The sequence below is a fragment of the Limnohabitans sp. Jir61 genome (assembly GCF_003063545.1).
Taxonomy (GTDB): domain Bacteria; phylum Pseudomonadota; class Gammaproteobacteria; order Burkholderiales; family Burkholderiaceae_C; genus Limnohabitans.
This window is the reverse complement of record NZ_NESD01000001.1, coordinates 462,759-488,496: the sequence shown is the minus strand read 5'-3', so window position 1 is coordinate 488,496 and position 25,738 is coordinate 462,759. Positions and strand designations below refer to the sequence as shown.

22 protein-coding genes are annotated in these 25,738 nt (G+C 55.3%); 14 read left to right on the top strand and 8 right to left on the bottom strand.

The genetic code is table 11. The features are described 5' to 3' along the window. Positions 1–6: 6 nt before the first annotated feature. Together modA and B9Z35_RS02365 are read right to left on the bottom strand one after the other, a co-directional pair. Positions 7–753, bottom strand: coding sequence for a molybdate ABC transporter substrate-binding protein (gene modA, locus B9Z35_RS02370; protein ID WP_108282058.1), 747 nt, complete (start codon positions 751–753; stop codon positions 7–9). A 9-nt stretch (positions 754–762) separates the two neighbouring features. After that, positions 763–1,974 (bottom strand): urate hydroxylase PuuD, encoded by a 1,212-nt coding sequence (locus tag B9Z35_RS02365; RefSeq protein ID WP_108282057.1) that lies wholly within the window; start codon positions 1,972–1,974, stop codon positions 763–765. Between the two features lie 282 nt (positions 1,975–2,256). On the opposite strand from B9Z35_RS02365, the gene B9Z35_RS02360 reads away from it, so the two are divergent. Both B9Z35_RS02360 and B9Z35_RS12840 read left to right on the top strand, forming a co-directional pair. Further along, on the top strand, positions 2,257–2,715 hold the full coding sequence (locus B9Z35_RS02360; RefSeq protein ID WP_146178933.1) for a hypothetical protein: 459 nt from the start codon (positions 2,257–2,259) through the stop codon (positions 2,713–2,715). Next, the gene (locus B9Z35_RS12840; RefSeq protein WP_146178932.1) at positions 2,706–3,953 is read left to right on the top strand and encodes a hypothetical protein; all 1,248 of its coding nucleotides are present in this window, start codon (positions 2,706–2,708) and stop codon (positions 3,951–3,953) included. The genes B9Z35_RS02360 and B9Z35_RS12840 overlap by 10 nt, the downstream gene beginning before the upstream one ends. Here the strand turns inward: B9Z35_RS12840 and B9Z35_RS02350 are convergent. From B9Z35_RS02350 to xdhA, 4 genes are all read right to left on the bottom strand, one after another. Then, on the bottom strand, positions 3,950–5,164 hold the full coding sequence (locus tag B9Z35_RS02350) for a D-amino acid dehydrogenase (protein ID WP_108282054.1): 1,215 nt from the start codon (positions 5,162–5,164) through the stop codon (positions 3,950–3,952). The two genes, B9Z35_RS12840 and B9Z35_RS02350, sit on opposite strands and share 4 nt — an antisense overlap. A 103-nt stretch (positions 5,165–5,267) precedes the next feature. Continuing rightward, a complete protein-coding gene (gene xdhC / locus B9Z35_RS02345) occupies positions 5,268–6,104 on the bottom strand; it encodes a xanthine dehydrogenase accessory protein XdhC (protein ID WP_108282053.1) in 837 nt (278 codons plus the stop codon). 7 nt (positions 6,105–6,111) lie between these two features. After that, positions 6,112–8,472: a xanthine dehydrogenase molybdopterin binding subunit gene (gene xdhB, locus B9Z35_RS02340; protein WP_108282052.1), complete on the bottom strand. Its 2,361-nt coding sequence runs from the start codon at positions 8,470–8,472 to the stop codon at positions 6,112–6,114. After that, a complete protein-coding gene (gene xdhA / locus B9Z35_RS02335) occupies positions 8,473–9,945 on the bottom strand; it encodes a xanthine dehydrogenase small subunit (protein ID WP_108282051.1) in 1,473 nt (490 codons plus the stop codon). A gap of 144 nt (positions 9,946–10,089) precedes the next feature. Here xdhA and B9Z35_RS02330 point away from each other — a divergent pair, with 144 nt between their 5' ends. Then, positions 10,090–10,908 (top strand): PPK2 family polyphosphate kinase, encoded by an 819-nt coding sequence (locus B9Z35_RS02330; RefSeq protein WP_108282050.1) that lies wholly within the window; start codon positions 10,090–10,092, stop codon positions 10,906–10,908. Between the two features lie 6 nt (positions 10,909–10,914). On the opposite strand, the gene B9Z35_RS02325 is transcribed toward B9Z35_RS02330, so the two are convergent. Next, positions 10,915–12,390: an NAD(P)/FAD-dependent oxidoreductase gene (locus B9Z35_RS02325; RefSeq protein WP_108282049.1), complete on the bottom strand. Its 1,476-nt coding sequence runs from the start codon at positions 12,388–12,390 to the stop codon at positions 10,915–10,917. Positions 12,391–12,489: 99 nt separating this feature from the next. After that, complete coding sequence (gene uraH / locus B9Z35_RS02320; RefSeq protein WP_108282048.1) at positions 12,490–12,846, bottom strand: hydroxyisourate hydrolase; 357 nt, start codon at positions 12,844–12,846, stop codon at positions 12,490–12,492. A gap of 108 nt (positions 12,847–12,954) precedes the next feature. Here uraH and B9Z35_RS02315 point away from each other — a divergent pair, with 108 nt between their 5' ends. The 11 genes from B9Z35_RS02315 to B9Z35_RS02260 all read left to right on the top strand — a co-directional run bounded on the left by B9Z35_RS02315 (position 12,955) and on the right by B9Z35_RS02260 (position 25,715). Beyond that, positions 12,955–13,623: a GntR family transcriptional regulator gene (locus B9Z35_RS02315; RefSeq protein ID WP_108282047.1), complete on the top strand. Its 669-nt coding sequence runs from the start codon at positions 12,955–12,957 to the stop codon at positions 13,621–13,623. 33 nt (positions 13,624–13,656) lie between these two features. Further along, positions 13,657–14,628 carry an allantoinase PuuE gene (gene puuE, locus B9Z35_RS02310; protein WP_108282046.1) on the top strand — a complete coding sequence of 324 codons (972 nt, stop codon included), beginning with the start codon at positions 13,657–13,659 and terminating at the stop codon, positions 14,626–14,628. A 16-nt stretch (positions 14,629–14,644) separates the two neighbouring features. After that, positions 14,645–16,435, top strand: coding sequence for a 2-oxo-4-hydroxy-4-carboxy-5-ureidoimidazoline decarboxylase (gene uraD / locus B9Z35_RS02305; protein WP_108282045.1), 1,791 nt, complete (start codon positions 14,645–14,647; stop codon positions 16,433–16,435). 10 nt (positions 16,436–16,445) lie between these two features. Next, positions 16,446–17,696, top strand: a complete 1,251-nt coding sequence (locus tag B9Z35_RS02300; protein ID WP_108282044.1) for a M20/M25/M40 family metallo-hydrolase — start codon at positions 16,446–16,448, stop codon at positions 17,694–17,696. 317 nt (positions 17,697–18,013) lie between these two features. After that, entirely contained in the window at positions 18,014–19,501 is a 1,488-nt protein-coding gene (locus tag B9Z35_RS02295; RefSeq protein WP_108282043.1) for a nucleobase:cation symporter-2 family protein, read from the top strand. Positions 19,502–19,711: 210 nt separating this feature from the next. Next, on the top strand, positions 19,712–20,401 hold the full coding sequence (locus tag B9Z35_RS02290) for a TerC family protein (protein WP_108282042.1): 690 nt from the start codon (positions 19,712–19,714) through the stop codon (positions 20,399–20,401). A 244-nt stretch (positions 20,402–20,645) separates the two neighbouring features. Beyond that, positions 20,646–21,680 carry an ABC transporter substrate-binding protein gene (locus B9Z35_RS02280; RefSeq protein ID WP_108282040.1) on the top strand — a complete coding sequence of 345 codons (1,035 nt, stop codon included), beginning with the start codon at positions 20,646–20,648 and terminating at the stop codon, positions 21,678–21,680. A 15-nt stretch (positions 21,681–21,695) separates the two neighbouring features. After that, positions 21,696–22,520, top strand: coding sequence for an ABC transporter ATP-binding protein (locus tag B9Z35_RS02275; protein WP_108282039.1), 825 nt, complete (start codon positions 21,696–21,698; stop codon positions 22,518–22,520). 5 nt (positions 22,521–22,525) lie between these two features. Next, positions 22,526–23,293 carry an ABC transporter permease gene (locus B9Z35_RS02270; RefSeq protein ID WP_108282788.1) on the top strand — a complete coding sequence of 256 codons (768 nt, stop codon included), beginning with the start codon at positions 22,526–22,528 and terminating at the stop codon, positions 23,291–23,293. A 197-nt stretch (positions 23,294–23,490) separates the two neighbouring features. Continuing rightward, positions 23,491–24,066 (top strand): hypothetical protein, encoded by a 576-nt coding sequence (locus B9Z35_RS02265; protein ID WP_108282038.1) that lies wholly within the window; start codon positions 23,491–23,493, stop codon positions 24,064–24,066. A gap of 8 nt (positions 24,067–24,074) precedes the next feature. Next, positions 24,075–25,715, top strand: a complete 1,641-nt coding sequence (locus tag B9Z35_RS02260) for an ion transporter (protein ID WP_108282037.1) — start codon at positions 24,075–24,077, stop codon at positions 25,713–25,715. Positions 25,716–25,738: the final 23 nt, after the last annotated feature.

The window sequence follows — 25,738 nt, the reverse complement described above, 5'->3', positions numbered from 1 at the left end:
CACACTTTACAGGGCGTAGCCGTAGCGGGTGATGATGGCTTTGGCAGTGTCGCCCTGCAGGTATTTCAGCAGCGCGTGTGCGGCTGCGTTGTCTTTGCCAGCGTTGAGCAGCACAGCGTCTTGCTTGAGTGGTGTGTGCAAGTGTTGCGGCACAACCCATGCCGAGCCTTGGGTGATACGACCATCAACCGAGATTTGCGACAAGGCCACAAAACCAAGCTGTGCGTTTTCGGTGCTGACGAATTGGTAGGTTTGGCCAATGCTTTCGCCTTGCACGAGCTTCGGAACAACGTTGGCTTGCACGCCCAGTTTGTTAATGACCTCCATCGCCGCAATGCCGTAGGGTGCGAACTTAGGGTCTGCAATGGCTAACTTGTTAAAGCTGCTGCTGCGCAGCACTTCGCCTTTGTCATCCACCACGTTGGCTTGTTTGGTCCACAGCGCTAAGCGGCCCGTGGCGTAGGTAAAGCGCGTGCCTGCCATGGCGAGACCTTCTTTTTCTAAGCGTGCGGGGGTTTCGTCATCCGCGGCCAGCAGCACGGCAAACGGCGCACCGTTTTTGATTTGCGCGTAGAACTTGCCCGTTGCGCCAAAAGCCAACTGGGCTTTGTGCCCCGTGTCTTGCTCAAACGCTTTGGCGATTTTTTGCATGGGGGCGGTGAAGTTGGCGGCGACAGCCACCGTCACTTCACCTGCTTGTGCAGCAACAAAAAAAAGAGTGCTGGCAGCTGCCAGCATCAGGCGTAATTTCATAGACGCTGATTATCTCAGCGCGGCTCCTGCTTCATACCAACGCTTGATGGTCGTGCGCTCTGCCTCGGTGATGCCCGTGGCGTTGTTCATCGGCATTTGGCGTGTGACCACGGCTTGTTGGTAAATACCCAAGGCGTGTTGCTTGATGCCTTCGGCTGTGTCAAAGCGCACGTTCTTCATTTGCACTTGTTCGCCGTGGCAGCTTTGGCAGCGTTGCACGAAGATGGCATTGACTTCTGCAAACGTCACAGGCGCATCACTCACCGCCGCTGTGGCTGATGGCGCAGGGCGCATCCACACAATGACGCTGAGCAAAATCACCACACCTGCAATAGCAAACGGCAATGGGTTCTTGGCGCGGCCCAAGTGGTAGCCGTGGCGTTGCACGAAGAACTGGCGAATCAAAGCGCCCGCCAACATCATCATCACCAAGATGACCCAGTTGTTTTCGTAGGTGTAGAGAAAGCTGTAGTGGTTGCTCAGCATCGCAAAGATGACGGGCAGCGTGAAGTAGGTGTTGTGGACGCTGCGCTGCTTACCGCGCTTGCCGTGCGTGGCCAGCTCTTTGGGGGCCATCGCCACGCCTGATGTCATGGCGGCCACCACCTTGCGTTGGCCTGGGATGATCCAGAAGAACACGTTGGCACTCATGGAGGTGGCGATCATCGCGCCCACCAGCAAGAAGGCTGCGCGGCCTGCAAACAACTGGCACGACAACCACGATGCAAACGCCACCACCACGATCATGGTGAGGGCCACAATGCGCTCGCCGTTTTCACGGAAGCCAAACACGCGACACACCGCGTCGTAGATGAACCAAAACGCAACCAAAAAGCTCAATGCTGCCGTGATGGCCGCAGCAGGCGACCAGTCCATGAGCGACTTGTCAATCAAGAACGTGCCCGCGTTCCACAGGTACAGCACGGTAAACAAACCAAAGCCTGTGAGCCAAGTGGAATAGCTTTCCCAATAGAACCAGTGCAGCTTGGTGTGGATCTTCTTCGGCGCCACCATGTACTTTTGCGGGTTATAAAAACCACCGCCGTGCACCGCCCACATCGCGCCGTCCACGCCTTTTTCCAGCAGGTCGGGTGAATTGGGTTTGATGAGGTTGTTGTCTAAGAAGACAAAGTAAAACGAGGAGCCAATCCAAGCGATGGCGGTGATGACGTGCACCCAACGCAACAGCAGGTTGGCCCAGTCTAAGAAATAGGTGTCCATGTCGAGACCTCAGTCTTTTTAGTCAAAGTTGCCATTCACCACTGCGGGCGCTGTGAATGACACGAGGGTCGCGAACAAGGGCTGATGACTGCCCTGCTCCGCTGCGACAGGTTACAGCAAGTGTATACAGTTTTGGTCGCCACTGCAAAGAGGCATTCACCTATGCAAAAACTCTCAACTCCGCACTCAATAAATACTAATTATTTAACATTAAACTATTAACTAGTTATATATAGGGCAAGTATTGCGAAAAATACACCAATTCACGCAAGGACCCACAGCATGAAAGCCATCTTGATCTTCGTTATTTGCTTCTCAAGCAATAGCTGGGCAGACCCTGTCTGGCATTGCTCGCGCAACCAGGATATGCCAGCCGCACAGGTCGCGGCAAAAGAAGATAGTTTTTCCATTGCTGCGGTAGGTTATGCAAGCGATGTGATCAGTGTGTCTATCCGTGATTTGATAGACATCTACAGCGGCGCACCCGTGCAATTGGGCGGAGAAAAGTTATCGGCATGCTTTGTGTTGGGCAATGAGTCCATGACGTCATCTGCGTTGAAATCACTCGGCATGCAGCCTGCAGCGATTCAATCGCTCTCAAGAAAAAGCACCATTGTTCAAAGCAATTTGTATTCCGTTGTCGACGAAAGACAAATGCTGCAATGCATTCAACGACACTTTCCAGCTGTAGGTTACCTATCTCAGTCAACAGAGACTGCGCAAGTTGCACCATGCTTCTAATTCGCAGCACACTGCTTGTCGCTCTGTGTTTCGTCACTAGCCAAGCATCTGCGAATTTATCTAAAACGATTGAATGGGATGAGTCCGTTACAAACAATGCCAATCTATCAATGCAAATGGGGATAGATGCTTGGAAATTAATGCCTTCGGTAGCAAACGATAGCAACCCAACACTGAACCGAAGGGCAAACACTTTTTTGTTTTTACCTAATGCCTATTCAAAATGGACTTATCGCAGCGTCTCTCCTTGGATCGTGATTTCTGGGGACTTAAAAGTTACACAAAATACACTACTCAACTTTAAATATCTAGCCGATCAATCAGTCGGAGCACGACTTGATGAGTTGAATTTTGACTGGTCGATCTCACCATTGCTAGGCATCAGAGCCGGGCTTGTAAATTACAAAACCACCTGGTGCAGAACTTATGAAACTGATTCACCATGGATGCGAGAACCTGACTTTTTCTGTAGTACATCTACTCGCAAAGATCTTCGCGGTGGTGCGCCAGGCATTCAAAGCTACGTCAATTTAGAACGTGGTGATTTTCGATATCAAGCGCTTACTGGTGCCTATTGGCCAAAGGCATTTAATTACGCCCCGCGCGAGTTCTCAAATTGGGATCCAACGCCAAACTATTACGTCACGTCAAACCACAAGGCAGGCATCTCATTCAATGCAATGCAAATGAGCACAGGCAATGAAATTCGCCTTAGTTGGATACATACCCAGCAGTCTGCATTTAGCCCTGAACCTCAAGTCTTAGGGGTCACAAAACAAAAAACCGATCTTTATTACGCAGCTGCCAACTACTACTTAACGGAGAAGTTGAGCTTGCGTGGAACCTATTCGCTGTTCAAGATGGGTAATACCTGCATATCGTCAATTGGCGAACACTTTGAATGTCTGGATCAAATCAACGACAAGCGGACCGTCAAAACTTTAGAGATGCTTTATCAAGTCACCCCTAAAGACACTTTTGCCTTCGCAAAAACAAAATACAACATCCAATCCACATTGACTGGATACCCAACTGAAACTTCAGACTATGGAACGTACGACAATTTCTTTGCTCAAAGCCATCGACAAAGCGCTATGGCATGGCGACGGAATTGGAACAATGCGGTATTTACAACTCTGCAGTACAGCTACGTCAACCAAACGATGGGGTATTACGGAGAAGCGCCACTTCCATCCTCTGGAAAAGCTATTGGCTTACGTTTAGGCTACCGCTATTAATTGCTTGCAACCACATTGCCAATCATCTCGGCAGTCACCGCAGAAAGCGTCCAACCCAAGTGTCCATGACCTGTGTTGTAGAACACATTGGGTGCTAAGCCCTTGCCTACGCGAGGCATCATGTTGGGCATCATGGGCCGTAAACCCGCCCATGGAATGACCGAGCGGGTGTTGATGTTGGGGAAGCACTCTGCAACCCACTTGATGAGGGGTTGAATGCGGTCGTCGCGAATGTCGCGGTCAATGCCGTTGAACTCGGCTGTGCCCGCCACGCGAAAACGATCTACGCCTAGGCGGCTGGTCACCAATTTGGTTTCATCATCGAGCAGGCTCACATTCGGCGCACCCACTTGGCTGGCTTCGTCTCGCAAGTTCACGGTGATGGAATAGCCCTTAACAGGGTAAATGTTCACGCGGTCACCCAGCTGTGCGGCAAAGTTGCGGCTGGCCACACCGGCGCACACCACCAACCCATCAAAGGTGTGCACGGTTTGCGCAGCGCCCTCACCCACTATGACCACAGCTTTCTGGCCATCGCTGTTGACCTGTGTGACGTCTTGCTCGTACAACGTGTGCACGCCCAAACGCACAGCTGCCAACGACAAACCGTGGGTGAACTTGTGAATGTCGCCCGTCGAGTCACTCTCTGTGAAGTAACCACCGTAATACGTGCCCGCCAACGTGGGCTCAATCGCTTTCATCTCAGCAGGCGTCACCGCGCGGCGTGGTAAGCCTCCCTTGGCCAACATGACCGACACCTTGCCAGCATGGTCAAAGCCTTTTTTGTCTCGGTAAATATGCAGAATGCCTTCGCGCTTGTGGTCAAAGTCAATACCTTCTTCCGCCGCCCAAGCAAACAGATGCTCACGCGCGGCCACAGCCATGCGCGCGGTCTCAATCGTGTTGCGCTCGTAATGGGGCATGGCCGCAATGAACTCGGCGAACCAAGACAATTTGTGCCAAGTCGGTGCAGGGTTGACCAACAACGGTGCATCGTTTTTGAGCATCCACTTGAGACCTTTGAGAATGGTGGCCCCGTTGTTCCACACCTCTGCGTTCGAGGCCGAGAGCTGGCCACCATTGGCAAACGAAGTTTCCATGGCGGCGTAGCGGTGACGTTCAAACAAGGTCACAGCAAAGCCGCGTTTGGCCAAGGCATAAGCGGTGGTCACACCGGTGATGCCACCGCCGATGATGGCGATTGTTTTCATATGCATGCCTCCTCTAGAACGTGGCAACTGAAATAGACCATGCAATACGCATGCCTTGTTCAATTCATTCTAGGAAGAGGCCTTGGCCTCTTGCATACAAAAACTAGCGAAGTTGCAGCAGTTGTGCCGCCACCGACAACGCAATCACCTCAGGCTCTTTGCCCGTGATGCCGCTCACACCAATGGGGCAAGTGATGAAAGCCAACTCTTTGGCAGTAAAGCCTTTGGCTTCGAGGCGGTGCTGAAACGTCGCCCACTTGGTTTTGCTGCCAATGAGGCCCACAAATTTCAAATCGCCGTGCAAGCGTTGGCGCTTCAAGCAAGCGGCCACCACATCTAAATCTTCTGCATGGCTAAAGCTCATGACCAACACGCTCGCGCCGCTGGGCAAATCGGCTACGGCGGCATGCACGGGGTCGGAGTGTTCGCACACCACGTTGGGAGGCAGCTGAGCGGGGAAGATTTCGTCTCGGCTGTCGATCCACTGCACGTTGTAGGGCAAGGTGCTGAGCACGTTGACCAAAGCGCGGCCCACATGGCCGCCGCCAAAGAGTGCGAGAGGTTGACCGTTGGCCAAGAGTCGTTGTTTGAGTGCGGGTGCATCAGCGGCCCTGATGCGCTCGAACTTCAAATGCACCACGCCGCCGCAGCATTGGCCCAAGGCGGGGCCTAGGGCGTAGCGGGTTGTGAGTGCGTTGTCTTCGTGGGTCGCTGTGCTTGCGGCATTTTCAGAAACGGGACGTGCCATCAAAGCACGCGCTTCTGCGATCGCCTGAAACTCCAAGTGCCCACCACCAATGGTGTTGACCAAGGTCTGCGGAAACACCGCCATCCAAGCCCCCACCTCGCGTGGGCCAGAGCCCTGCACGCTGTCGACCGACACCAACACGCCGTCGGCATGTTGGAGTTGGTTCAATAGCTCAGCGGTGTGGCGTGGCACGAAGGGTTTAAGCCGCGGCCTTGGCCTTGACGGCTTCGCACGCCATCAAGATGCGCTCAGGCGTGGCGGGTGCGTCCATGTACACCACAGCTTTGTGGTCGGCACTGGCGGCCACCGCATCGCGCAAGGCGAAGAAGGCAGACAGGCCCAACATCAAAGGTGGTTCGCCCGTGGCCTTGCTGTTGAAAGGCGTGGGCTTCAAGTTGGCGTTGTCGAACAAAGACACATTGAAGTGTTCAGGAATGTCGCCAGCCACTGGGATTTTGTAGGTGCTTGGGCCGTGCGTGAGCAGCTTGCCCTTCTTGTCCCAAATGCACTCTTCCATCGTGAGCCAACCCATGCCTTGCACGTAAGCGCCTTCGATTTGGCCTTTGTCCAATGCGGGATTGATGCTGCGGCCCACGTCGTGCACGATGTCCACAGCCTTGAGCCACCACTCGCCGGTGCGCGTGTCGATCTCCACTTCGCTCACGGCAGCGCCGTAGCAGTAGTAATAGAAAGCGCGGCCATTCAGGGTCGCGAAGTCGTATTTGATTTCGGGCGTCATGTAGAAGCCAGTCACCGACAAGCCCACACGTTCCATGTACGCTTGCTTGGTCACGTCAGCCCACTTCACAGCTTTGCCGCCGCCATGGACTTCGTTGTTGGCGAAGGTCACATCGCCTTCGGCGCAACCCAACATGCGGGCCGCCACAGGCTTCAAGCGCTCACGCATTTGCATGGTGGCGTTCATAATGGCCGCGCCGTTGATGTCAGCACCGCTTGAAGCGGAAGTGGCAGAAGCGTTGGGCACTTTTTGTGAATCGGTGGCAGTGATGCGCACATGGTCCACGCTGATGCCCAAACCATCGGCACACACCTGCGCCATCTTGGTGTTCAGGCCTTGGCCCATTTCGGTGCCACCGTGGTTACAGCTCACCGAGCCGTCCATGTACACCACCAGCAGCGCGCCGCCTTGGTTCAAGTGTGTGGCGGTAAAGCTGATACCGAACTTCAAAGGCACGAGCGACAAACCACGCTTGCGTGTTTTGCTCTTGGCGTTGAAGGCTTGCACCGCTGCGCGGCGCTCGGCGTATTTAGACTCGTCTTCGACTTGCGCGATCACCTTGTCACCCACCCAGTCTTCGATGAGCTGGTTGTATTGGGTGGTCATGGTGTCAGGCGTGCCGCTGATGGCGGGGTCTTTGTAGAGGTTGAGCTTGCGCACTTCCAATGGGTCTTTGCCCAAAGTCATCGCAATCTCGTCCATCACTGTTTCGATGCCGAACATGCCTTGTGGGCCGCCGAAACCACGGAAAGCGGTGGCGCTTTGCGTGTTGGTTTTGCAGCGGTGGCTCACCAACTTCAACGCGGGGATGTGATAGCTGTTGTCGATGTGCAAGCAAGCGCGGTCGTTCACAGGGCCTGAGTAGTCGGTGCTGTAACCGCAACGTGACATGAGCGTGATGTCTGCGCCCAAGACGCGGCCGTTGTCGTCAAAGCCCACTTCGTAGTCGATGCGGAAATCGTGACGCTTGCCGGTGATGGTCATGTCGTCATCACGGTTGATGCGCAGCTTGACGGGCTTGTTGAGTTTGAACGCAGCCAAGGCGGCGCTTTGGCTGAAGATGCTGGCGTTGCCCTCTTTGCCACCGAAACCACCACCCATGCGACGGCAAATCACTTCGACGTCGTTGGTGTGCAGGTTCAATGCATGTGCGGCTTCGCGTTGGTTGCCGTCGGGGTGCTGGGTTGACACGTACAACGTGAGCTGGCCGTCTTCCTTAGGCACCGCATAGGTGATTTGGCATTCCAGATAGAACTGCTCTTGCTGGCCGGTGCGGGTTGTGCCTTTGATTTTGTGAGGTGCATTCGCAATGGCAGCGGCGGCATCACCGCGTGTGATGCCTTTGGGCGGCATGATGAAGCTGCTAGCTTCCATCGCCTCTTCCACCGTCAAGATGGGCTTGAGTTCTTTCACCAACACCTTAGCTTTTTTAGCGGCTTCACGTGCATAGAGCATGTCGCGCGCCACCACCACGGCCACGGCTTGGCCGACGAACTCGACCTTGCCAGCGGCGAGGAAGGGGTCGTCATGCACGATGGGGCCGCAGTTGTTTTCGCCGGGGATGTCTTTGGCGGTGTAGACGGCTACGACGCCGTGCTCTTTGAGGATGGCTTCGCGGTCAATGCCGTCGCCAATCAACTCACCATGCGCCACGGGCGACAAGATGAGCGCGGCATACAAAGTGCCCGCGTGCTCAGGGATGTCGTCGATGTAAGTGGCAGAGCCAGTCACGTGCAAGTGGGCAGACTCGTGGACCACGTCGGTGCCTTGCTGAACGCCTGAAACAGGCTGCAGGTTTTTGAGTGCGGTAGGAGCGTTCATTCAAGCCACCTCTTTCTGTTCTTCGATGAATTCCAAAGCCAAGTTGCGAGCCACCAATGCGCGGTATGCCCATGTGGCACGCAAGCCGTCGCGAGCGGTGAAGCTGGATGCAATCACGGCATCCAAATCAGCGGCTTTCACGTCGGCTGGTGATTTGCCTTCCAGCACGGCTTCGAGTTTTGGCGCACGCGCTGGGAATGGGCTCAGGCCGTTGTAGGCCAGCTTCACACCAGACAGCTTGTCGCCTTTGAGCGTGTAGCTAATGGCGGCACACGTGGCCGAAATGTCTTGCTCAAAACGCTTGCTCACCTTGTGGGCGCGGAACACTTGGCCAGCCACTGGCTTGGGCAGCTCGACCGCTTCGATGAACTCACCGGCTTCGAGCACGCTTTTCTTCATGCCGGTGTAGAAGTTTTCCAGCAACACGTTGCGGGTCTTCTCGCCACGGCGCAACACCAAGTTAGCACCCAGCGCCAGCAAGCAAGGCATGGAGTCACCGATGGGCGAGCCGTTGGCAATGTTGCCTGCCAGCGTCGCCGTGGAGCGGATGGGGGGCGAGCCAAAGCGGCGCAGCACTTCGGCGAAGTCGGGGTAAGCCTTGGCGACCAGCTCTTCCACTTTGGCCAGCGACACCGCTGCGCCAATGCGCCAAACCTTGTCAGTCTCTGCCACTTGGCGCAGCTCTTTGACGTTGCCCAAGTACATGATGTGGTCAGGGCGTGCGAACTGCTTGTTCACTTGCAAACCGATTTCGGTGCTGCCTGCCAACAAAGTGGTGGTGGGGTGCTTGACCAAATAGTCAGCCACTTCGGCCAAGGTGGCGGGTGACACAAACTCGTTGCCCTTGCGGGTACGCACCACGGGCTGGACGATGATCTCGCCGTCCAAACTCATGGTCGGTGTGCTGGCACGCTTGATTTCTTTGAGCAATGGCAAGTCGGCGCTGTCGTCTACTTTCAAAGCCGACTTTTTCTCGCAAGCTTTGGCTGTCGCGTCGATGATGGGCGCGTAGCCTGTGCAACGGCACAAGTTGCCACTCAGGGCGTCGGTGATTTCTTGGCGCACGGGCGAGGTGTTGGTTTGCACCAAGTTCACCAAGCTCATCACGATGCCCGGAGTGCAAAAGCCGCACTGCGAGCCGTGGCACTTGACCATCTCGTCTTGCACGGGGTGCAGCGTGCCGTCGGCCTTCTTCAAGCTCTCTACGGTTTTGATGGATTTGCCATCGAGCGAAGGCAACAACTGGATACACGCGTTGGTGGCCACATAGTCCACGCCCGTGCCAGCGGCATTGAGTTCACCCACCATCACCACGCAAGCGCCGCAGTCGCCCTCGGCACAACCTTCTTTGGTGCCAGTGCGGTGGAGCTGCTCACGCAGGTAATCGAGAACGGTGGTGGTGCGACGGGCGCCTTGGGCTTCGACAATTTTGCCGTCGAGCACAAAACGCACGGTGTTGGTGACTTGGGTCATGGTGTGGGGTGTGGGAATCTGGGGAAAGAACCCCTAATTTTAGTGACAAGCACCCCAAATCCGCACCAGGTATGCCGCTTGGTATACAAATATTTAGGAGTTCAGCGGACTAAATAGCTAAATCAAAGTCCCTACACTGAGCCTATGGAACACAAAGACTTTTCCCACTGGCGTGTCAAACCCAAAGGCAGCTTCAAGCTCCACGACTTTGACACCTTGCCCAAAGCCAAAGATTTGCCCACAGACGAGGCGTGGCAAAGCAGCATGCGCAAGCTTGGCGACAAGCTCAACAAGTTGCAAGGCACCCTGCATGCAGGCAAGCAACAAGGCTTGTTGGTGGTGTTTCAGGGCATGGATACAGCCGGCAAAGACGGCGTAATCCGCAGTGTGTTTACCCACATCAGCCCCTTGGGCGTGCGGGCCGAAGCTTTTGGCGCCCCCAGCGACTTAGAGAAAAGCCACGACTTTTTGTGGCGCATCCACCAAAAAACGCCAACTCTGGGCGAAATGGTCATCTTCAACCGCAGCCATTACGAAGACGTGCTGGTCACCCGTGTGCGGGGCTGGGTCAAAAAAGACACCTGCGAAAAACGCTACGAAAACATCAAACACTTTGAGGCCCTAATGCACGACGCGGGCATCACCGTGGTCAAGTGCTATTTGCACATTTCGAAAGCCGAGCAAAAGAAACGTTTGCAATCACGCTTAGACGACCCGCAAAAGCACTGGAAACTCCAGCCCTCCGACTTTGAAGACCGTCAACTCTGGCCCAAGTTTGCCGAGGCCTACGAAGACGCACTTGCAGCGACCAGCACCACCGATTCGCCTTGGTACATCGTGCCCGCCGACTCCAAACCCTACCGCGATTTGTTTGTAGCCGAGCTGTTGGTGCAAACCTTGGAAGGCATGAAGCTGGAAATGCCCAAGCCGTTGTTTGACCTCTCCAAGGTCAAACTCGACTGAGCACGATCACAGGTCTTCGACGCGACCTTCCGCGTCCACGCGGTAGCAGCGCACGTCTAGGTTAAACACCTCTGGTTTGACGATCGAATTGCCCATCAGCATGCGCGCGCACTCTTGAATACCTTCGGGTATAGACGGGTGCGGGAAGATCAGCTCGGCCAAATGCTCGATGCCAATGTCCATCGAAATCATCAAAGCCACGGCCATGATGGTGCTGGACGCGTGGTTGCCCATCACACGCAAGCCCAGAATCTTCATGTCTGCGTCATCTGACACCAAAATTTTGAAGAACCCATCGACCTTACTCATCGCAATGGCGCGGTTGACATAGCGGTAGTTCATCTGCGCCACGCGATAAGGGATCTTCTTTTTACGGGCTTGGGTTTCGTTCAAGCCCACTGCCGCCACCTCGGGGTTCAAGAACATGATGGTGGAAATGTTTTCGTACACCAGTTCTCTGGCTGGCTGGCCAAACATGCGCTCCACCGCATGGCGGCCTTCCAACTCGCCCACGTTGACCAACGAGATGTCGGCCGTGAAGTCGCCCACGGCATAAATATTGGGCACATTCGAGCGGGTGTGCTCGTCGTCAATGCAACCTCGGTCGTTCAAGACCACGCCTGCGGCTTCGAGGCCAAGGTTTTCGCTGTTGGACACGCGGCCCACAGAAATCAAAGCTTTCTCAACGGTGTGGGTCTCTTTGCGTCCATCTTTGAAGTTGAGCACGTACTCGACCTTGCCATTGACCACGCTCATTTTTTCGAGCGATGCACCGTGGTGAATGACCGCGCCATTGCCTTCCATGTTGGCAGCCACGGCGCGAGAAATGTCTTCGTCTTCGAAGGGCAAGATGCGCTCTTCTTTGTCGATCAAGTACACCTTGGTTTTGCCAAAGTTCGAGAAGATGGTGGCGAATTCACAACCAATCACACCCGCACCCAAGATCACGATGCTCTTCGGGAAATCCGGCAACGACGACACACCGTCGCTGGTCATGATGATTTTTTCGTCGATCGGAATGTTGGGCAAATACCGTGGGCGGCTGCCCACAGCCATCACCGTGTTGTCGGCCCAAATGGTTTGGATCTTGCCTTCGGCGTCGATGATGTTGACTTCGTTTTTAGACGCGAACTTGGCGTGGCCATTGAAAAACTTGAGCTGCCCACTTTTTTGAAAATACGCAATTTGCTGCTTGAGTTGCACATGCTTCTCAGCCACCGCGCGGTGCGCTTGCTGCATCACGCTGCCAAAGTGCACCTCTGAGTCGTACACCGTGTAGCCAAGGTTGGTGTTGTGGGTGAGCTTGTAGCTCTCCGACAGCTCCCACAGCGTTTTGGATGACAGTGCGCCGTCAAAAATACCCGCCCCGCCCACCTTGCCGCGCTCGATCAGGGCGACGCGTTTGCCAAAGTCGATGGCGCGCATCGCGGCCGCAAAACCAGATGGGCCAGAGCCGATCACGCAGAGGTCAAACTTCTCCAAGGCAAATCTCCAATAACGACGAAATTGATTAATTCGTCATTATTGGTGAAGTTGTTGTCTTTAGATGAAAGTTTGACGGGAGTTACCCGTAAGTGCGACTTACGAACCACGATAGGTGGAGTAGCTCCAAGGACTCACCAACAAAGGCACGTGGTAGTGCTGGTCGGTGTGGGCCACGCCAAAGTCAAGGCTGACTTGGTTCAAGAAATTGGGCTCAGGCAACTGCACGTTCTTTGAAGCGAAGTAGCCCTTCACGTCAAACACCAAGCGGTAAGTGCCTTTTTTCAAACTGTCGTTGTCGTACAGCGGGCCATCGGGGTTGCGGCCATCGTGGTTCAGGGTGAACGACTTGACCAGAGTGGCTTGGCCGTCATCGGTGGTGGTGAACAGGGACACTTTCATACCGGCTGCGGGGCCGCCATGCATGGTGTCTAAAACGTGTGTGCTCAATCCCATGAAATGCTCCGAAAATTGGTTAGCGACCGGCTTGGTCGACCGAAAGTGTATACAATTTTTCCATTTGGGTCTATCATCAGACTCTAGTGAATTTGCCGGAGATTCCAAATGGACAGCTCAACCGCCACCCGCAGCATTGTGGACGCCCTCACCAAAGCCATTGTGGAGCATCGCCTGCACCCCGGCACCAAACTGGCTGAACAAAAACTGGCCGACCACTTTGGCGTGTCGCGCACGCTCATTCGCCAAGCGCTGTTTCAACTGGTGCAAAAACGCCTCATCCGCATGGAGCCCGCTCGCGGCGCGTTTGTGGCCACCCCTTCCTCGGATGAAGCCCGCCAAGTGTTTGCCGTGCGTCGCATGATCGAAATAGAAATGACACGCAGCTTTGTGCGCAACGTCACGCCCACACAAATCAAAGCCCTCAAAGACCACGTGGCCGAAGAAAAAGCCGCCGTCAGCCGCGGCGACGTGGCCGGTCGTACCGACTTGCTGGGTGACTTCCATGTGCGCATGGCCGAGCTGATGGGCAACCAAGTGCTTGCGCAAATTTTGGGCGAGTTGATTTCACGTTGCGCCCTGATCACGCTGATGTACCAAAGCGCCAATGCCGCTGAGCACTCGGCCGAAGAGCATTCAGACATTTTGAAAGCCATCATCGCCAAAGACGAAGCCTTGGCCGTCAAGCTGATGGACGACCACTTGCGCAACGTGGAAGAAGGCTTGGCCCTCGACCGCAAAGTGCCTAGCAACGACATCGCTATGGCGTTGGCCTAAGCGCTTGCGCTTATTCAAATACGGAGTTATTGCATGTCAAACCCCAACGCCACCTACGACAGCACCGCCGCCTACCCTCGTGACCTCGTGGGCTACGGTCGCGAAGTGCCTCACGCGCAATGGCCCAACCAAGCCCGCATTGCGGTGCAGTTTGTGCTGAACTACGAAGAAGGCGGCGAGAACGCCACGGTGCACGGCGACGCCGGCAGCGAGATGTTTTTGAGCGAGATGTTCAACCCACCCAGCTTTCCCGACCGCCACCTGAGCATGGAAGGCATTTACGAATACGGCTCACGCGTGGGCGTGTGGCGCATCTTGCGCGAGTTTGAAAAACGTGGCCTGCCACTCACCGTGTTTGGCGTGAGCATGGCGCTGGAGCGCCACCCTGAACTCACCGCTGCGTTTGTAGAACTGGGCCACGAAATTGCCTGCCACGGCTACCGCTGGATCAACTACCAAACCACCGACGAAACCACCGAGCGTGCACACATGAACAAAGGCATCGAAATCATCGAACGCCTGACCCACACCACGCACGGCAACAGCATTCATGGCGCAGGCTGGTACACCGGCCGCGACAGCCCCAACACCCGCCGCCTTGTGGCCGACCACGGCGGCTTTGAATACGACAGCGACTACTACGGCGAAGACCTGCCCTTTTGGATGAAGGTCAAAAAAACCAATGGCGACGTCGTGCCCCAACTCGTCGTGCCTTACACCCTTGACTGCAACGACATGCGCTTTGCCCTGCCCCAAGGCTTTAGCCAAGCGGAAGACTTCTTTGTGTATTTGCGCGACAGCTTTGATGCGCTGTATGCCGAGGGTGATGAAGCCCCCAAGATGATGAGCATCGGCATGCACTGCCGCTTGCTGGGCAAACCCGGCCGCATCGTGGCACTGCAAAAGTTCTTAGACCACATCGCCAAGCACGACCGCGTGTGGGTGGCCCGCCGCATCGACATCGCGCGCCACTGGAAGCAAGTGCATCCGTACAGCGGCAACTAATTAGCAGGACAAACACATGAGCCACTCGCACATCACGCTGAACCAAATCAACACCCTCCCCCATGCTGAGGCTGCAGCCCTGCTGACAGGCTTGTACGAACACTCCGACTGGATTGCAGCCCAAGCCCTAGACGAGCGCCCTTTTGCCTCAGCCGCTGCGCTCAAGCACGCGATGGTCAAAGTGCTCGAACACGCAGGCCGCGCACCCCAGCTCGCCTTGGTGCGTGCCCACCCTGAGTTGGCTGGCAAAGCGATGGTGACCAAAAGCCTCACTGCTGAATCGACCAACGAACAGACCAAAGCGGGCCTGACCCACTGCACCCCTGAAGAGTTCGCGCACATCCAGCAACTCAACGCCAGCTACAACGCCAAGTTTGGTTTCCCGTTCATCTTGGCCGTGCGCGGCCCGCGTGGCTCTGGCCTCAACAAACAGCAAATCATCAGCACCTTCGAGCGCCGCCTGCACAACCACCCCGACTACGAGCTGGCCGAGTGCTTGCGCAACATCCACCGCATCGTGGAGATTCGCCTCAACGACAAGCTGGGCTACGAACCCGCGCTGGGACACGAGGTGTGGGACTGGCACGAATGGCTGGCCCAATTCAGCGATGTCGGTGCGATGAACAAACAAGCACCGCACGCCGCACGCGAAGAACTGACCGTGACTTACCTGACCGACGCACACCTGAAATGCGCCCGCACGATTAAGCTGGGCATGAAGGCCTGTGGCTTTGACGAGGTGCACATCGACGCCGTGGGCAACGTGGTGGGTGTTTACAAAGCAGCGTCACACAACGCCAAAATCCTGATGACCGGCTCGCACTACGACACCGTGCGCAACGGCGGCAAGTACGACGGCCGCCTAGGCATCTTTGTGCCCATGGCCTGTGTGCGCGAACTGGCACGTGCGGGCAAGCGTTTGCCCTTCAACCTCGAAGTCGTGGCCTTTGCCGAAGAAGAAGGCCAACGCTACAAAGCCACCTTCCTCGGCTCTGGCGCTTTGGTGGGCGACTTTAAAAACGAGTGGCTGGACCAAAAAGATGCAGATGGCATCACGATGCGCCAAGCCATGAAGCACGCAGGTTTGAACATCAACGACATTCCCAAGCTCACCCGCAATGCAGCCGAGTATGTGGGCTTTGTGGAAGTTCACATCGAACAAGGCCCTGTGCTCAACGAGCTGGATATTCCACTGGGCGTGGTCACCTCCATCAACGGCAGCGTGCGTTTTGTGGGCGAAGTGGTGGGCATGGCCAGCCATGCAGGCACCACGCCGATGGACCGCCGCCGCGATGCTGCCACCGCTGTATCCGAACTTGCGTTGTACGTTGAAAAGCGCGCCGCCCAAGTACCAAACTTGGTAGGCACCATCGGCATGCTGACTGTGCCCAATGGCTCCATCAACGTGGTGCCCGGCCGCTGCCAATTCAGCCTCGATCTACGTGCCACTACGAATGAACTGCGTGACAGCCTGATGCACGATGTGCTGGCCGAACTCAAAGCCATTTGCGAACGCCGTGGCCTGCACTACACCCTCGAAGAAACCATGCGCGCCAGCGCCGCACCGAGCGACGCCAAGCTACAAGCCGCATGGGAAAACGCCGTGCAAAGCTTGGGCGTGCCTGTGTTCCACCTACCCAGCGGCGCTGGCCACGACGCGATGAAGCTGCATGAGGTGATGCCCCAAGCCATGTTGTTTGTGCGCGGCCAAAACGCTGGCATCAGCCACAACCCGCTTGAATCGACAACGAGCGATGACATGCAACTGTGCGTCGACGCCTTCATGCACTTGCTGCACAACTTATAAGAGACACACCATGAGCCAAACCCAATACGCCCAACTCGACGCTTGGATCGACGCGCACTTTGACGAGCAAGTGAAGTTCTTGCAAGCCTTGGTGCAAGTCCCCACCGACACCCCGCCCGGCAACAACGCCCCGCACGCCGAGCGCACCGCCGAGTTGCTGCACAGCTTTGGGTACGAAGCCGAAAAGCACGCCGTGCCTGCTGACGAAGTGAAAGCCTATGGTTTGGAAAGCATCACCAACCTGATCGTGCGCCGCAAGTTTGCAGAGGGCGGCAAAACCATTGCGCTCAATGCACATGGCGATGTGGTCCCTCCGGGCGAAGGCTGGACGCACAAGCCCTACGGCGCTGAAATCGAAAACGGCGCAATGTACGGCCGAGCCACGGCGGTGAGCAAGAGCGATTTTTCTACCTTCACCTTTGCCACACGCGCACTCGAATCTTTGGGCTTGCCGTTGAAAGGCGGCGTCGAGCTGCACTTCACCTACGACGAAGAGTTTGGCGGCGAAAAAGGTCCAGGCTGGTTGCTGTCACACGGCCTGACCAAACCCGACTTGATGATTGCCGCAGGCTTTAGCTACCAAGTGGTCACCGCCCACAACGGCTGCTTGCAAATGGAAGTCACCGTGCAAGGCGAAATGGCCCACGCCGCCATTCCCGATAGCGGCACAGATGCATTGCAAGGTGCGGTGCACATCTTGAACGCCCTGCACGCGCTCAATGAGGGGTACAAACAAACCACATCGAAGATCGAAGGCATCACCCACCCCTACCTCAACGTGGGCCAAATCACCGGCGGTACCAACACCAACGTCGTGCCCGGCAAGGTCGTGTTCAAACTCGACCGCCGCATGATTCCAGAAGAGAACCCCGTTGAAGTGGAAGCGTCCATTCGCAAAACCATCGAAGACGCAGCCGCTTCGTTCAACCCGCCCCGTGGCGGCAAACAACTCAAGGTCGACATCAAACGCCTGTTGCTTGCCAAGGCCATGGTCCCACTGGCTGGCAACAAGCCCTTGGTAGATGCCATCCAAAAACACGGCGAACACATGTTTGGCGAACCCATCCCCGCTGTGGGCACACCGCTTTATACAGATGTGCGCTTGTATGTGGCGCAAGGCATTCCTGGCGTCATCTACGGCGCGGGACCTCGCACCGTGCTGGAGAGCCACGCCAAGCGCAACGATGAGCGCGTGATGTTGGAAGATGTGCGTCGGGCGACCAAGGTGGTGGCGCGCACTCTCTTGGATTTGTTGAACTAAATTTAACTCGTGAGGGCTCTCTCCGGAGAGCGTTGAGCCACTTGGGTGCGGCGGCCGCCTCATGCTGGAGTACCAGAAATCGTTGGCCGCCGCACCCAAGCGGCTCAACTGTTTCATCCGAAAAACTGCTCACCGCAGTCTGTAGGTGAAGGCAGTGGGCAGGTGACGATTTCTGGTACCCCAGCATGAGGAACCTGCCCACTGCCTTCGCCTACAGCGAGCACAGCAAAGAAACCAAAAAATAGGGTTTCTCCGTAAAACAACCCGAGCATATTTTGTATACAGTTTTGTATGCGAAAAATTCCAAAGGAAAAACGATGACCCAATCCGCCCATCCCGTCGACGAACACTTGCCCACTGGCAAGCTCGCCGCTTTAGGCTTGCAACACGTGCTCGTCATGTACGCAGGCGCTGTGGCTGTGCCACTCATCGTGGGCCGCGCTTTGAAGCTCAGCCCTGAACAAGTGGCCATGCTCATTTCTGCTGACTTGTTTGTGTGTGGCTTGGTCACGCTCATTCAGTCTTGGGGTGCGACCCAATGGTTTGGCATTCGCTTGCCCGTCATGATGGGCGTCACCTTTGCTGCCGTCGCCCCAATGGTGGCCATGGCCGGTGCTAACCCTGGCGACACAGGTGCACAAATGATCTTCGGCGCCATCATGGGCGCGGGTGCTATATCCATCCTCATCGCGCCGCTGGTGAGCCGCATGTTGCGCTTCTTCCCGCCCGTTGTGACGGGCACCATCATTGCCGTCATCGGTATCAGCTTGATGCGCATTGGCATCAACTGGATTTTCGGCAACCCCTTCGGCCCCACAGCGCCTTCCATCGTCAACCCAGAGCACGCCAAGTGGCTGGCCGACGCTGCAGCCGCAGCCTCTGCGCCTGGCTCAACTTTGCCAGCCGTGCCCAAAGATTTGGCCCTGATGGCCAAGATGCCTAATCCCAAATACGCCGACCTCACTGGCGTGGGCATTGCTTCCTTGGTACTGGTGTCTATCTTGATGATTTCTAAGTTCGCCAAAGGCTTCATTGCCAACATCTCCGTCCTCTTGGGCATCGTCATTGGTGGCGTCGTGGCTACCAGCATGGGCTTGATGAACTTTGACAAAGTGGGCAAGGCTGAATGGTTTGGCATCGTCACTCCATTCCAGTTTGGTATGCCTGTGTTTGACCCCGTGCTCATCCTCACCATGACTTTGGTCATGATCGTGGTGATGATCGAATCCACCGGCATGTTCTTGGCTTTGGGCGAGATGACCGACCGTCATGTGGACCGCGCCGCACTCACCCGCGGTTTGCGAACCGATGGTTTGGGCACGCTAATTGGCGGCATCTTCAACACCTTCCCCTACACCAGCTTCTCGCAAAACGTTGGTCTCGTCGCCGTCACTGGCGTGAAGAGCCGCTTTGTGTGCGTGGCCGGCGGCATCATCCTCATCATCTTGGGTGTCATTCCTAAGATGGCTGCTTTGGTTGAGTCCTTGCCCACTGTGGTGTTGGGCGGCGCTGGCTTGGTGATGTTTGGCATGGTGGCCGCCACCGGCATTCGCATCTTGGGCGGCGTGGACTTCAAGACCAACCGCTTTAACAGCTTGGTGGTGGCGATCTCCATTGGCATCGGCATGATTCCGCTGATCGCCCCTAACTTCAAGCAATGGATGCCACACAACTTGCACCCACTGATTGAGTCGGGCATCTTGTTGGCGTCTATCTCTGCCGTCTTGTTGAACCTGTTCTTCAACGGTGCATCCGAAGACGACTCAGCTGCAGTAGCAGCAGCGCGTCAAGCCGACAGCCACTAAACCCCTCAAGCACTTGCTTGTCAAAAGCCCGCTGTTTGCAGCGGGCTTTTTATTTGGCCAAAGCCTTTGTGTACCTAGTGTTTCCACGGTCTGTCGCATAAGCAGTAATACCAACGATGCTTGCAAAACAGCGCCGTTACACTTATCACTCATTAAGAGCAGCCCATGAGGCCTGCCGTTACAAAAATTCCCCCTTGGAGCAAATTACACATGGAATACCTGCAAAGCACTGACTTTTGGCTAGGCTTGCTGCTGATCACTTGGATCAACATCCTTTTGTCTGGCGACAACGCTGTGGTGATCGCCTTAGCTGCGCGCGGCCTGCCACCTGAGCAACAAAAGAAAGCCATCATGTTCGGTTCAGGCGCAGCTGTAGTGCTGCGTATTGGCTTGACCGTGATTGCCGCCAAGTTGATGGCTTTGGAATACCTGCAAATCATCGGCGGCTTGCTTCTGCTGTGGATTGGTGCACAACTGTTGGAAGCAGAAGAAGAAAACGAAGAAGAAGCCAGCGAGCACAGTAATTTGTTCTCTGCCATTCGCACCATCCTGATCGCAGACTTGGTGATGAGCTTGGACAACGTCATTGGCGTGGCCGCTGCCGCAAAAGGCGATGAAGTGCTGTTGATCATCGGCTTGGCCATTAGCATCCCACTGGTGATCTTTGGCAGCACCTTGATGATCAAACTCATGGAGCGTTACCCCGTCATCATCACCTTGGGTGCATGCTTGATCGGTTGGGTGGGTGGCGAGACTGTGGCCAACGACGTGGTGCTTCGCGAATTCGGCCAAGCCAACCAGTGGTTCCACTTTGCTTGCGCGGCTGCTGGTGCCGTGATTGTCTTGGCTTGGGGCAAACTCAAATCAGCGCAGCACCACAAAACTGTGGACACTGAATAAGCCGCCCAGCTGTTCAACCCTTCCAAAGCCAGCCACTGCGCTGGCTTTTTTCATGTGCAAACAAAAGCAGAGATGCGCACCACGGATGTGCACCTCACCGTGTTGGTGCGTCGTCAGCTTGTATACAAACCAAAGTCGCGCACAATTCGCGCCCAGCAAGAGCAAAAAGGCGCTTTCCAATGGGCACCTTTATTGCAAGGTAGGACGCAATCACCTTTCTTTATTTTGTTTTTCAGAGGCACACATGATCAAACGCACCTTCATCAAAACCACCCTCGGCTTGGCACTGGCCGCCAGTTTTGCAGGCGCTTCTGCACAAACCACCCCATTGAAATTTCAACTCGACTGGCGATTTGAAGGCCCTGCCGCTTTCTTCTTGGTGCCTGTGGCCAAAGGCTATTTCAAAGACGCCAAGCTCGACGTGACCGTCGATGCAGGCAACGGCTCTGGCGGCGCGGTCAACCGCGTGGCCTCAGGTGCTTATGACATTGGCTTTGCTGACTTGGCAGCCTTGATGGAATTCCACGCCAACAACCCAGACGCACCTAACAAGCCTGTAGCCGTGATGATGGTTTACAACAACACACCAGCTTCGGTGATGGCGTTGAAAAAATCTGGTATCAAAACCACTGCCGACTTGGCAGGCAAAAAGCTCGGTGCGCCCGTGTTCGACGCTGGCCGTCGCGCATTCCCCATCTTCGCCAAAGCCAACAGCATCGGCGCTGTGAATTGGGTGTCGATGGACCCACCTTTGCGCGAAACCATGTTGGTCCGTGGCGATGTGGACGCCATCACTGGCTTCACATTCACGTCATTGCTCAACATCGAAGCCCGCGGCGTCAAAGCTGACGATGTGGTCGTCATGCAATACCCAGACTTCGGCGTGAAGCTGTATGGCAACGCCATCATCGCTTCGCCTAAGCTGATCAAAGAAAACCCAGCCGCCCTCAAAGCCTTCTTGGCAGCATTTGCCAAAGGTGCAAAGGACGTGATCGCTGATCCAGCCAAAGCCATCGAAACAGTCAAAGCCCGCGACGGCATCATCAACAGCGAACTCGAAACACGCCGCTTGAAGCTGGCCATCGACACCGTCATCAACAGCCCAGACGCACGCGCTGAAGGCTTTGGTCAAGTCAAAGGCCCACGCCTGAGCTTGATGGCTTCTCAAGTGTCTGACGCGTTCAACACCAAAACCCGCGTCAAAGCAGACGATGTGTGGAACGGTTCTTTCTTGCCAACCGCCAAAGAACTCGACGTGTTGCCCAAGGGTAAGAAGTAATCTAGGCCCTGCTGCATGACCGCATCTCCCGAACACTTCGTCGATTTTCAAAACGTCTGGCTTGCCTACAACGATGAGTTGTTGGCGCAAAACCACTTTGCGGTGGAAGACATCAACCTGCAGGTCAAACAAGGCGAGTTCATCGCCATTGTTGGCCCTTCGGGTTGCGGCAAATCCACCTTCATGAAACTCACCACGGGTTTGAAGAAACCCAGCCGTGGCGAGATTTATGTGGATGGCCAGCCCGTCAACGGCCCGCTCAAAATCAGTGGCATGGCGTTTCAGTCCCCATCGCTCTTGCCTTGGCGCACCACGCTCGACAACGTGTTGCTGCCCTTGGAAATCGTGGAGCCTTACCGCTCCAACTTCAAAGAGAAGAAGGCTGAGTACGAAGCCCGCGCCATTCAGTTGCTCCAAACCGTGGGTTTGAGTGGCTATGAGCGCAAGTTTCCGTGGGAGCTCTCAGGCGGCATGCAACAACGCGCCAGCATTTGCCGCGCCTTGATTCACGAGCCCAAGATGTTGTTGCTCGACGAGCCGTTTGGTGCGCTTGATGCCTTCACCCGCGAAGAGCTGTGGTGCATCTTGCGTGATTTGCACGCCATGCAAAAGTTCAACGTCATCTTGGTCACCCACGATTTGCGCGAGTCCGTCTTTTTAGCCGACACCGTGTATGTCATGAGCAAGAGCCCAGGCCGCTTTGTGGTCAAGCGCGACATTGATTTACCTCGCCCCCGCGACTTGGAGGTGACCTACACCCCCGAGTTCACCAACATCGTCCACGAGCTGCGAGGCCACATTGGCGCGATGCGTAAAGACGGCACCAACCTCGGGCAGTGAACACCATGAATCAAAAACAACTTGAAACTTGGGCCCCATGGGGCTTGCTCGTGGCCACCTTGCTGATTTGGCAAGCCGCCTGTTCGCTCTTTAACGTGTCCGAATTTGTGTTCCCTTCGCCACTGCGCATTTGGGAACAAATGGTCGAATACCGCGACGTCATTGCGGGCCACGCTTGGCGCACCTTCTGGGTGACCATGGTGGGCTTTGGCATTGCCATCGTGGTGGGCGTCTTGCTCGGCTTTGTCATTGGCAGCTCGCCCTTGGCCTATGCCGCCGTCTACCCGCTCATGACCGGCTTTAATGCTTTGCCCAAAGCTGCGTTTGTGCCGATCTTGGTCGTGTGGTTTGGCATTGGCGTGGGCCCTGCCATCCTCACAGCTTTCTTGATCAGTTTCTTCCCCATCATGGTGAACATCGCCACCGGCTTGGCCACGCTTGAGCCCGAGCTCGAAGACGTGTTGCGCGTGCTGGGCGCCAAGCGCTGGGACGTGTTGATCAAAGTGGGCCTGCCCCGCTCCATGCCTTACTTCTACGGCTCGCTCAAAGTCGCCATCACCTTGGCGTTTGTAGGCACCACTGTGTCTGAGATGACCGCCGCCAACGAAGGCATTGGCTACTTGCTGATTTCTGCAGGCTCAGCCATGCAAATGGGCTTGGCCTTTGCAGGTTTAGTCGTGGTGGGCGCAATGGCCATGATCATGTACGAGTTGTTCAGCATGATTGAAAAACACACCACAGGTTGGGCGCATCGAGGCTCACAAAACCATTGATCTTGATAAATAAAAAAGCCGCTTCAAAAGCGGCTTTTTTTACATCTTTAATATTCATTAAAAACAGCAAGTTCGCCGAATATCTAGTGTTAATTCGATAAATTCATAACATTTGCGAATATCATCAAAGCCACTTTCGCCCGGCTGTTCAAACCTAGTAAAACCGCCGGATTTCAACCATTTCAATGGCGATATCCATGGCATCTTCCGCAGATCACACGTCCGAGCATCAAAACCTCGGCACAACCACCGCAGACAAGCTCTTTTTGGCCTTTTTAGTTCTCGTCGTTGTAGCAGTCACCCTGCTCGGAGTCGTCAACTACAAGGAAGCCATCAAGGTTGAAACCTCCAAAAGCAATGGTGAAGCTTGGGTCGCCTGGCTGACCGAAACCGGCACCACACGCTTTGAAGCCAATACACAGCACCCTGCTTGCAAGGGCGGCGTCAAACCAGCGGCAGACGCTAAACCTGGCACGCCTGGTACATGGGGCGCTTGCTTGGCTCACATCATGGAAACCACCGAGCTGAAAGACCAGATCAACCCATTCTTCAACGTGGCGCCACACTTTGTGGCGGCTTGTGACCCCAAAGACCGCACCTTGATGGGCGCGATTCTGTTGGAAGACTTGATGCCTACGCCTCCCGGCTCAGCCACCCCTTTCGTGGCTTCTCAGTTAATCGACGCCGATCCCATTGACTACAAGATGCAATTGCGCTTGTCCGTTTGCGATAAAGGTGGCTACGCCATCAAAGTTGCTGAATTTGAATTCTGAGGTCTGACATGCACACCCCTAAACAAGACAAATTCCTAGAAGACCTCGACGTCCATTCCATTCTGGGTCAAGACGAGGAAGCCAACATTGACCGCAACTTGCCCATGCGCAAGTGGCTCTACTCGTGGTTGCTGGATCCAAACATCCCTGGCAATTTCCAAAAAGAACTCGACAAGTGGATCAGCTATCTGATCATCGGTAACTTGTTCAGCTTGATGTTTGAACACGTGCCAGCGGTGTACGAGCCCTACCGCACATGGTTTGAGCTGTTCGACATCTTCTCTGTGGCTGTGTTCACCATTGAATACGCCTTGCGTCTGTACTTGGCCCCCGAAGACGAAGAGTTTAAGAACCGCAAAAATGCGCGCTTCAGTTTCGTCACCAGCCCATTTGCGATCATCGACTTCTTGGCTGTTGCGCCGTTCTACTTGAAGGCCTTCATCCCAATCGATTTGCGCGTGCTCCGATTCCTGCGACTCTTGCGGATTTTGAAGTTGTTCCGTGTCTTGATTCCAGCCATTGCTGAATTCCAAGAACTCAACAAAGGCCGCACCTTCCGCCAAAAAGTACATGCATTGGTTTTCCCCAGCAACTACGGCGGCACCATGCAACACATCTTTGAAGTGTTCATCGGTGTGTGGGTGATCTTGTCTGTGATGGCCGTGATCTTGGAATCGGTCAAGAGCATCAACTACGTTTTACATCTGCAATTCGTCATCCTGGACGCAGTGGCTGTCGCCATCTTCACGGTGGAATACTTCATGCGCATGTACGCTTGCGTGGAAGAGCCTGGCTACAAAGGCGCCTTCTTGGGTCGCTTCAAACAAGCCAAGAACCCATCCACCTTCATCGACTTCTTGGCCATCTTGCCCTTCTTCTTAGAAGTGTTCTTGCACCACCTGATCGACTTGCGTTTCTTGCGAGTCTTCCGTTTGGCACGATTGCTCAAACTCACCCGCGGCAGCGATGCCACAGCGGTATTGGTCAAAGTGGTGGTCCGCGAGTGGCCAGTTATGGGCGCTGCCACCTTCATCATGATGTTGCTGTTGGTCTTGACCGCCAGCTTGGGCTACTTGTTTGAGTACGACGCTCAGCCAGAGAAGTTCGAGAACATCCCTACCTCTATCTACTGGGCGGTCATTACTTTGGCCTCTGTGGGCTATGGCGATATTTCACCTGTCACACCGATGGGCCGTGCCATGACCAGCGTCTTGGCGCTGTTGGGTATTGGTATCTTCGCGATCCCCGCTGCGTTGTTGGCCTCGGCCTTCAGCGATGAGTTGGTCAAAGAACGTGATCAGTTGAAAGCCAACTTGTTCGCCATCCTGAAAGATGGCCACATCAGCGAATCGGAAGCCGCCATCATCCGTGCTGAAGCCAAACGCTTGCACTTGACCGTGGAAGAAGTGAACAAGCTGATTGAAGTGGTGATCAAAGAGCACGAGCTCGAAGAGCGCAACCCACTGCCGATTCACAAGATTGCCGAAAACCCAGCCTTGGCCGTGGAACACTACAAAGTGTTGCTGGGCCAGATCCGACAACTGGGCGTGCAAGTGGATGCGACGCAGTTTGACCAAGCGGCTCAGCAAGGCGAGCGCCTGACTGCCAACGAATTTGCCTTGTGGCAAAAAATTCAAGGTAAGGCTTAAGCCACAAACAAAGCGGCCACGCT

What these genes read in the sequence shown, in the direction of transcription:
- B9Z35_RS02295 (WP_108282043.1), top strand. Translation starts at nt 18,014, where the DNA reads ATGACCCAATCCGCCCATCCCGTCGACGAACACTTGCCCACTGGCAAG.
- B9Z35_RS12840 (WP_146178932.1), top strand. Translation starts at nt 2,706, where the DNA reads ATGCTTCTAATTCGCAGCACACTGCTTGTCGCTCTGTGTTTCGTCACT.
- B9Z35_RS02350 (WP_108282054.1), bottom strand. Translation starts at nt 5,164, where the DNA reads ATGAAAACAATCGCCATCATCGGCGGTGGCATCACCGGTGTGACCACC.
- B9Z35_RS02330 (WP_108282050.1), top strand. Translation starts at nt 10,090, where the DNA reads ATGGAACACAAAGACTTTTCCCACTGGCGTGTCAAACCCAAAGGCAGC.
- puuE (WP_108282046.1), top strand. Translation starts at nt 13,657, where the DNA reads ATGTCAAACCCCAACGCCACCTACGACAGCACCGCCGCCTACCCTCGT.
- B9Z35_RS02265 (WP_108282038.1), top strand. Translation starts at nt 23,491, where the DNA reads ATGGCATCTTCCGCAGATCACACGTCCGAGCATCAAAACCTCGGCACA.
- B9Z35_RS02360 (WP_146178933.1), top strand. Translation starts at nt 2,257, where the DNA reads ATGAAAGCCATCTTGATCTTCGTTATTTGCTTCTCAAGCAATAGCTGG.
- B9Z35_RS02280 (WP_108282040.1), top strand. Translation starts at nt 20,646, where the DNA reads ATGATCAAACGCACCTTCATCAAAACCACCCTCGGCTTGGCACTGGCC.
- B9Z35_RS02275 (WP_108282039.1), top strand. Translation starts at nt 21,696, where the DNA reads ATGACCGCATCTCCCGAACACTTCGTCGATTTTCAAAACGTCTGGCTT.
- modA (WP_108282058.1), bottom strand. Translation starts at nt 753, where the DNA reads ATGAAATTACGCCTGATGCTGGCAGCTGCCAGCACTCTTTTTTTTGTT.
- xdhA (WP_108282051.1), bottom strand. Translation starts at nt 9,945, where the DNA reads ATGACCCAAGTCACCAACACCGTGCGTTTTGTGCTCGACGGCAAAATT.
- xdhB (WP_108282052.1), bottom strand. Translation starts at nt 8,472, where the DNA reads ATGAACGCTCCTACCGCACTCAAAAACCTGCAGCCTGTTTCAGGCGTT.
- B9Z35_RS02270 (WP_108282788.1), top strand. Translation starts at nt 22,526, where the DNA reads ATGAATCAAAAACAACTTGAAACTTGGGCCCCATGGGGCTTGCTCGTG.
- B9Z35_RS02315 (WP_108282047.1), top strand. Translation starts at nt 12,955, where the DNA reads ATGGACAGCTCAACCGCCACCCGCAGCATTGTGGACGCCCTCACCAAA.
- uraH (WP_108282048.1), bottom strand. Translation starts at nt 12,846, where the DNA reads ATGGGATTGAGCACACACGTTTTAGACACCATGCATGGCGGCCCCGCA.
- B9Z35_RS02300 (WP_108282044.1), top strand. Translation starts at nt 16,446, where the DNA reads ATGAGCCAAACCCAATACGCCCAACTCGACGCTTGGATCGACGCGCAC.
- uraD (WP_108282045.1), top strand. Translation starts at nt 14,645, where the DNA reads ATGAGCCACTCGCACATCACGCTGAACCAAATCAACACCCTCCCCCAT.
- B9Z35_RS02290 (WP_108282042.1), top strand. Translation starts at nt 19,712, where the DNA reads ATGGAATACCTGCAAAGCACTGACTTTTGGCTAGGCTTGCTGCTGATC.
- B9Z35_RS02260 (WP_108282037.1), top strand. Translation starts at nt 24,075, where the DNA reads ATGCACACCCCTAAACAAGACAAATTCCTAGAAGACCTCGACGTCCAT.
- B9Z35_RS02365 (WP_108282057.1), bottom strand. Translation starts at nt 1,974, where the DNA reads ATGGACACCTATTTCTTAGACTGGGCCAACCTGCTGTTGCGTTGGGTG.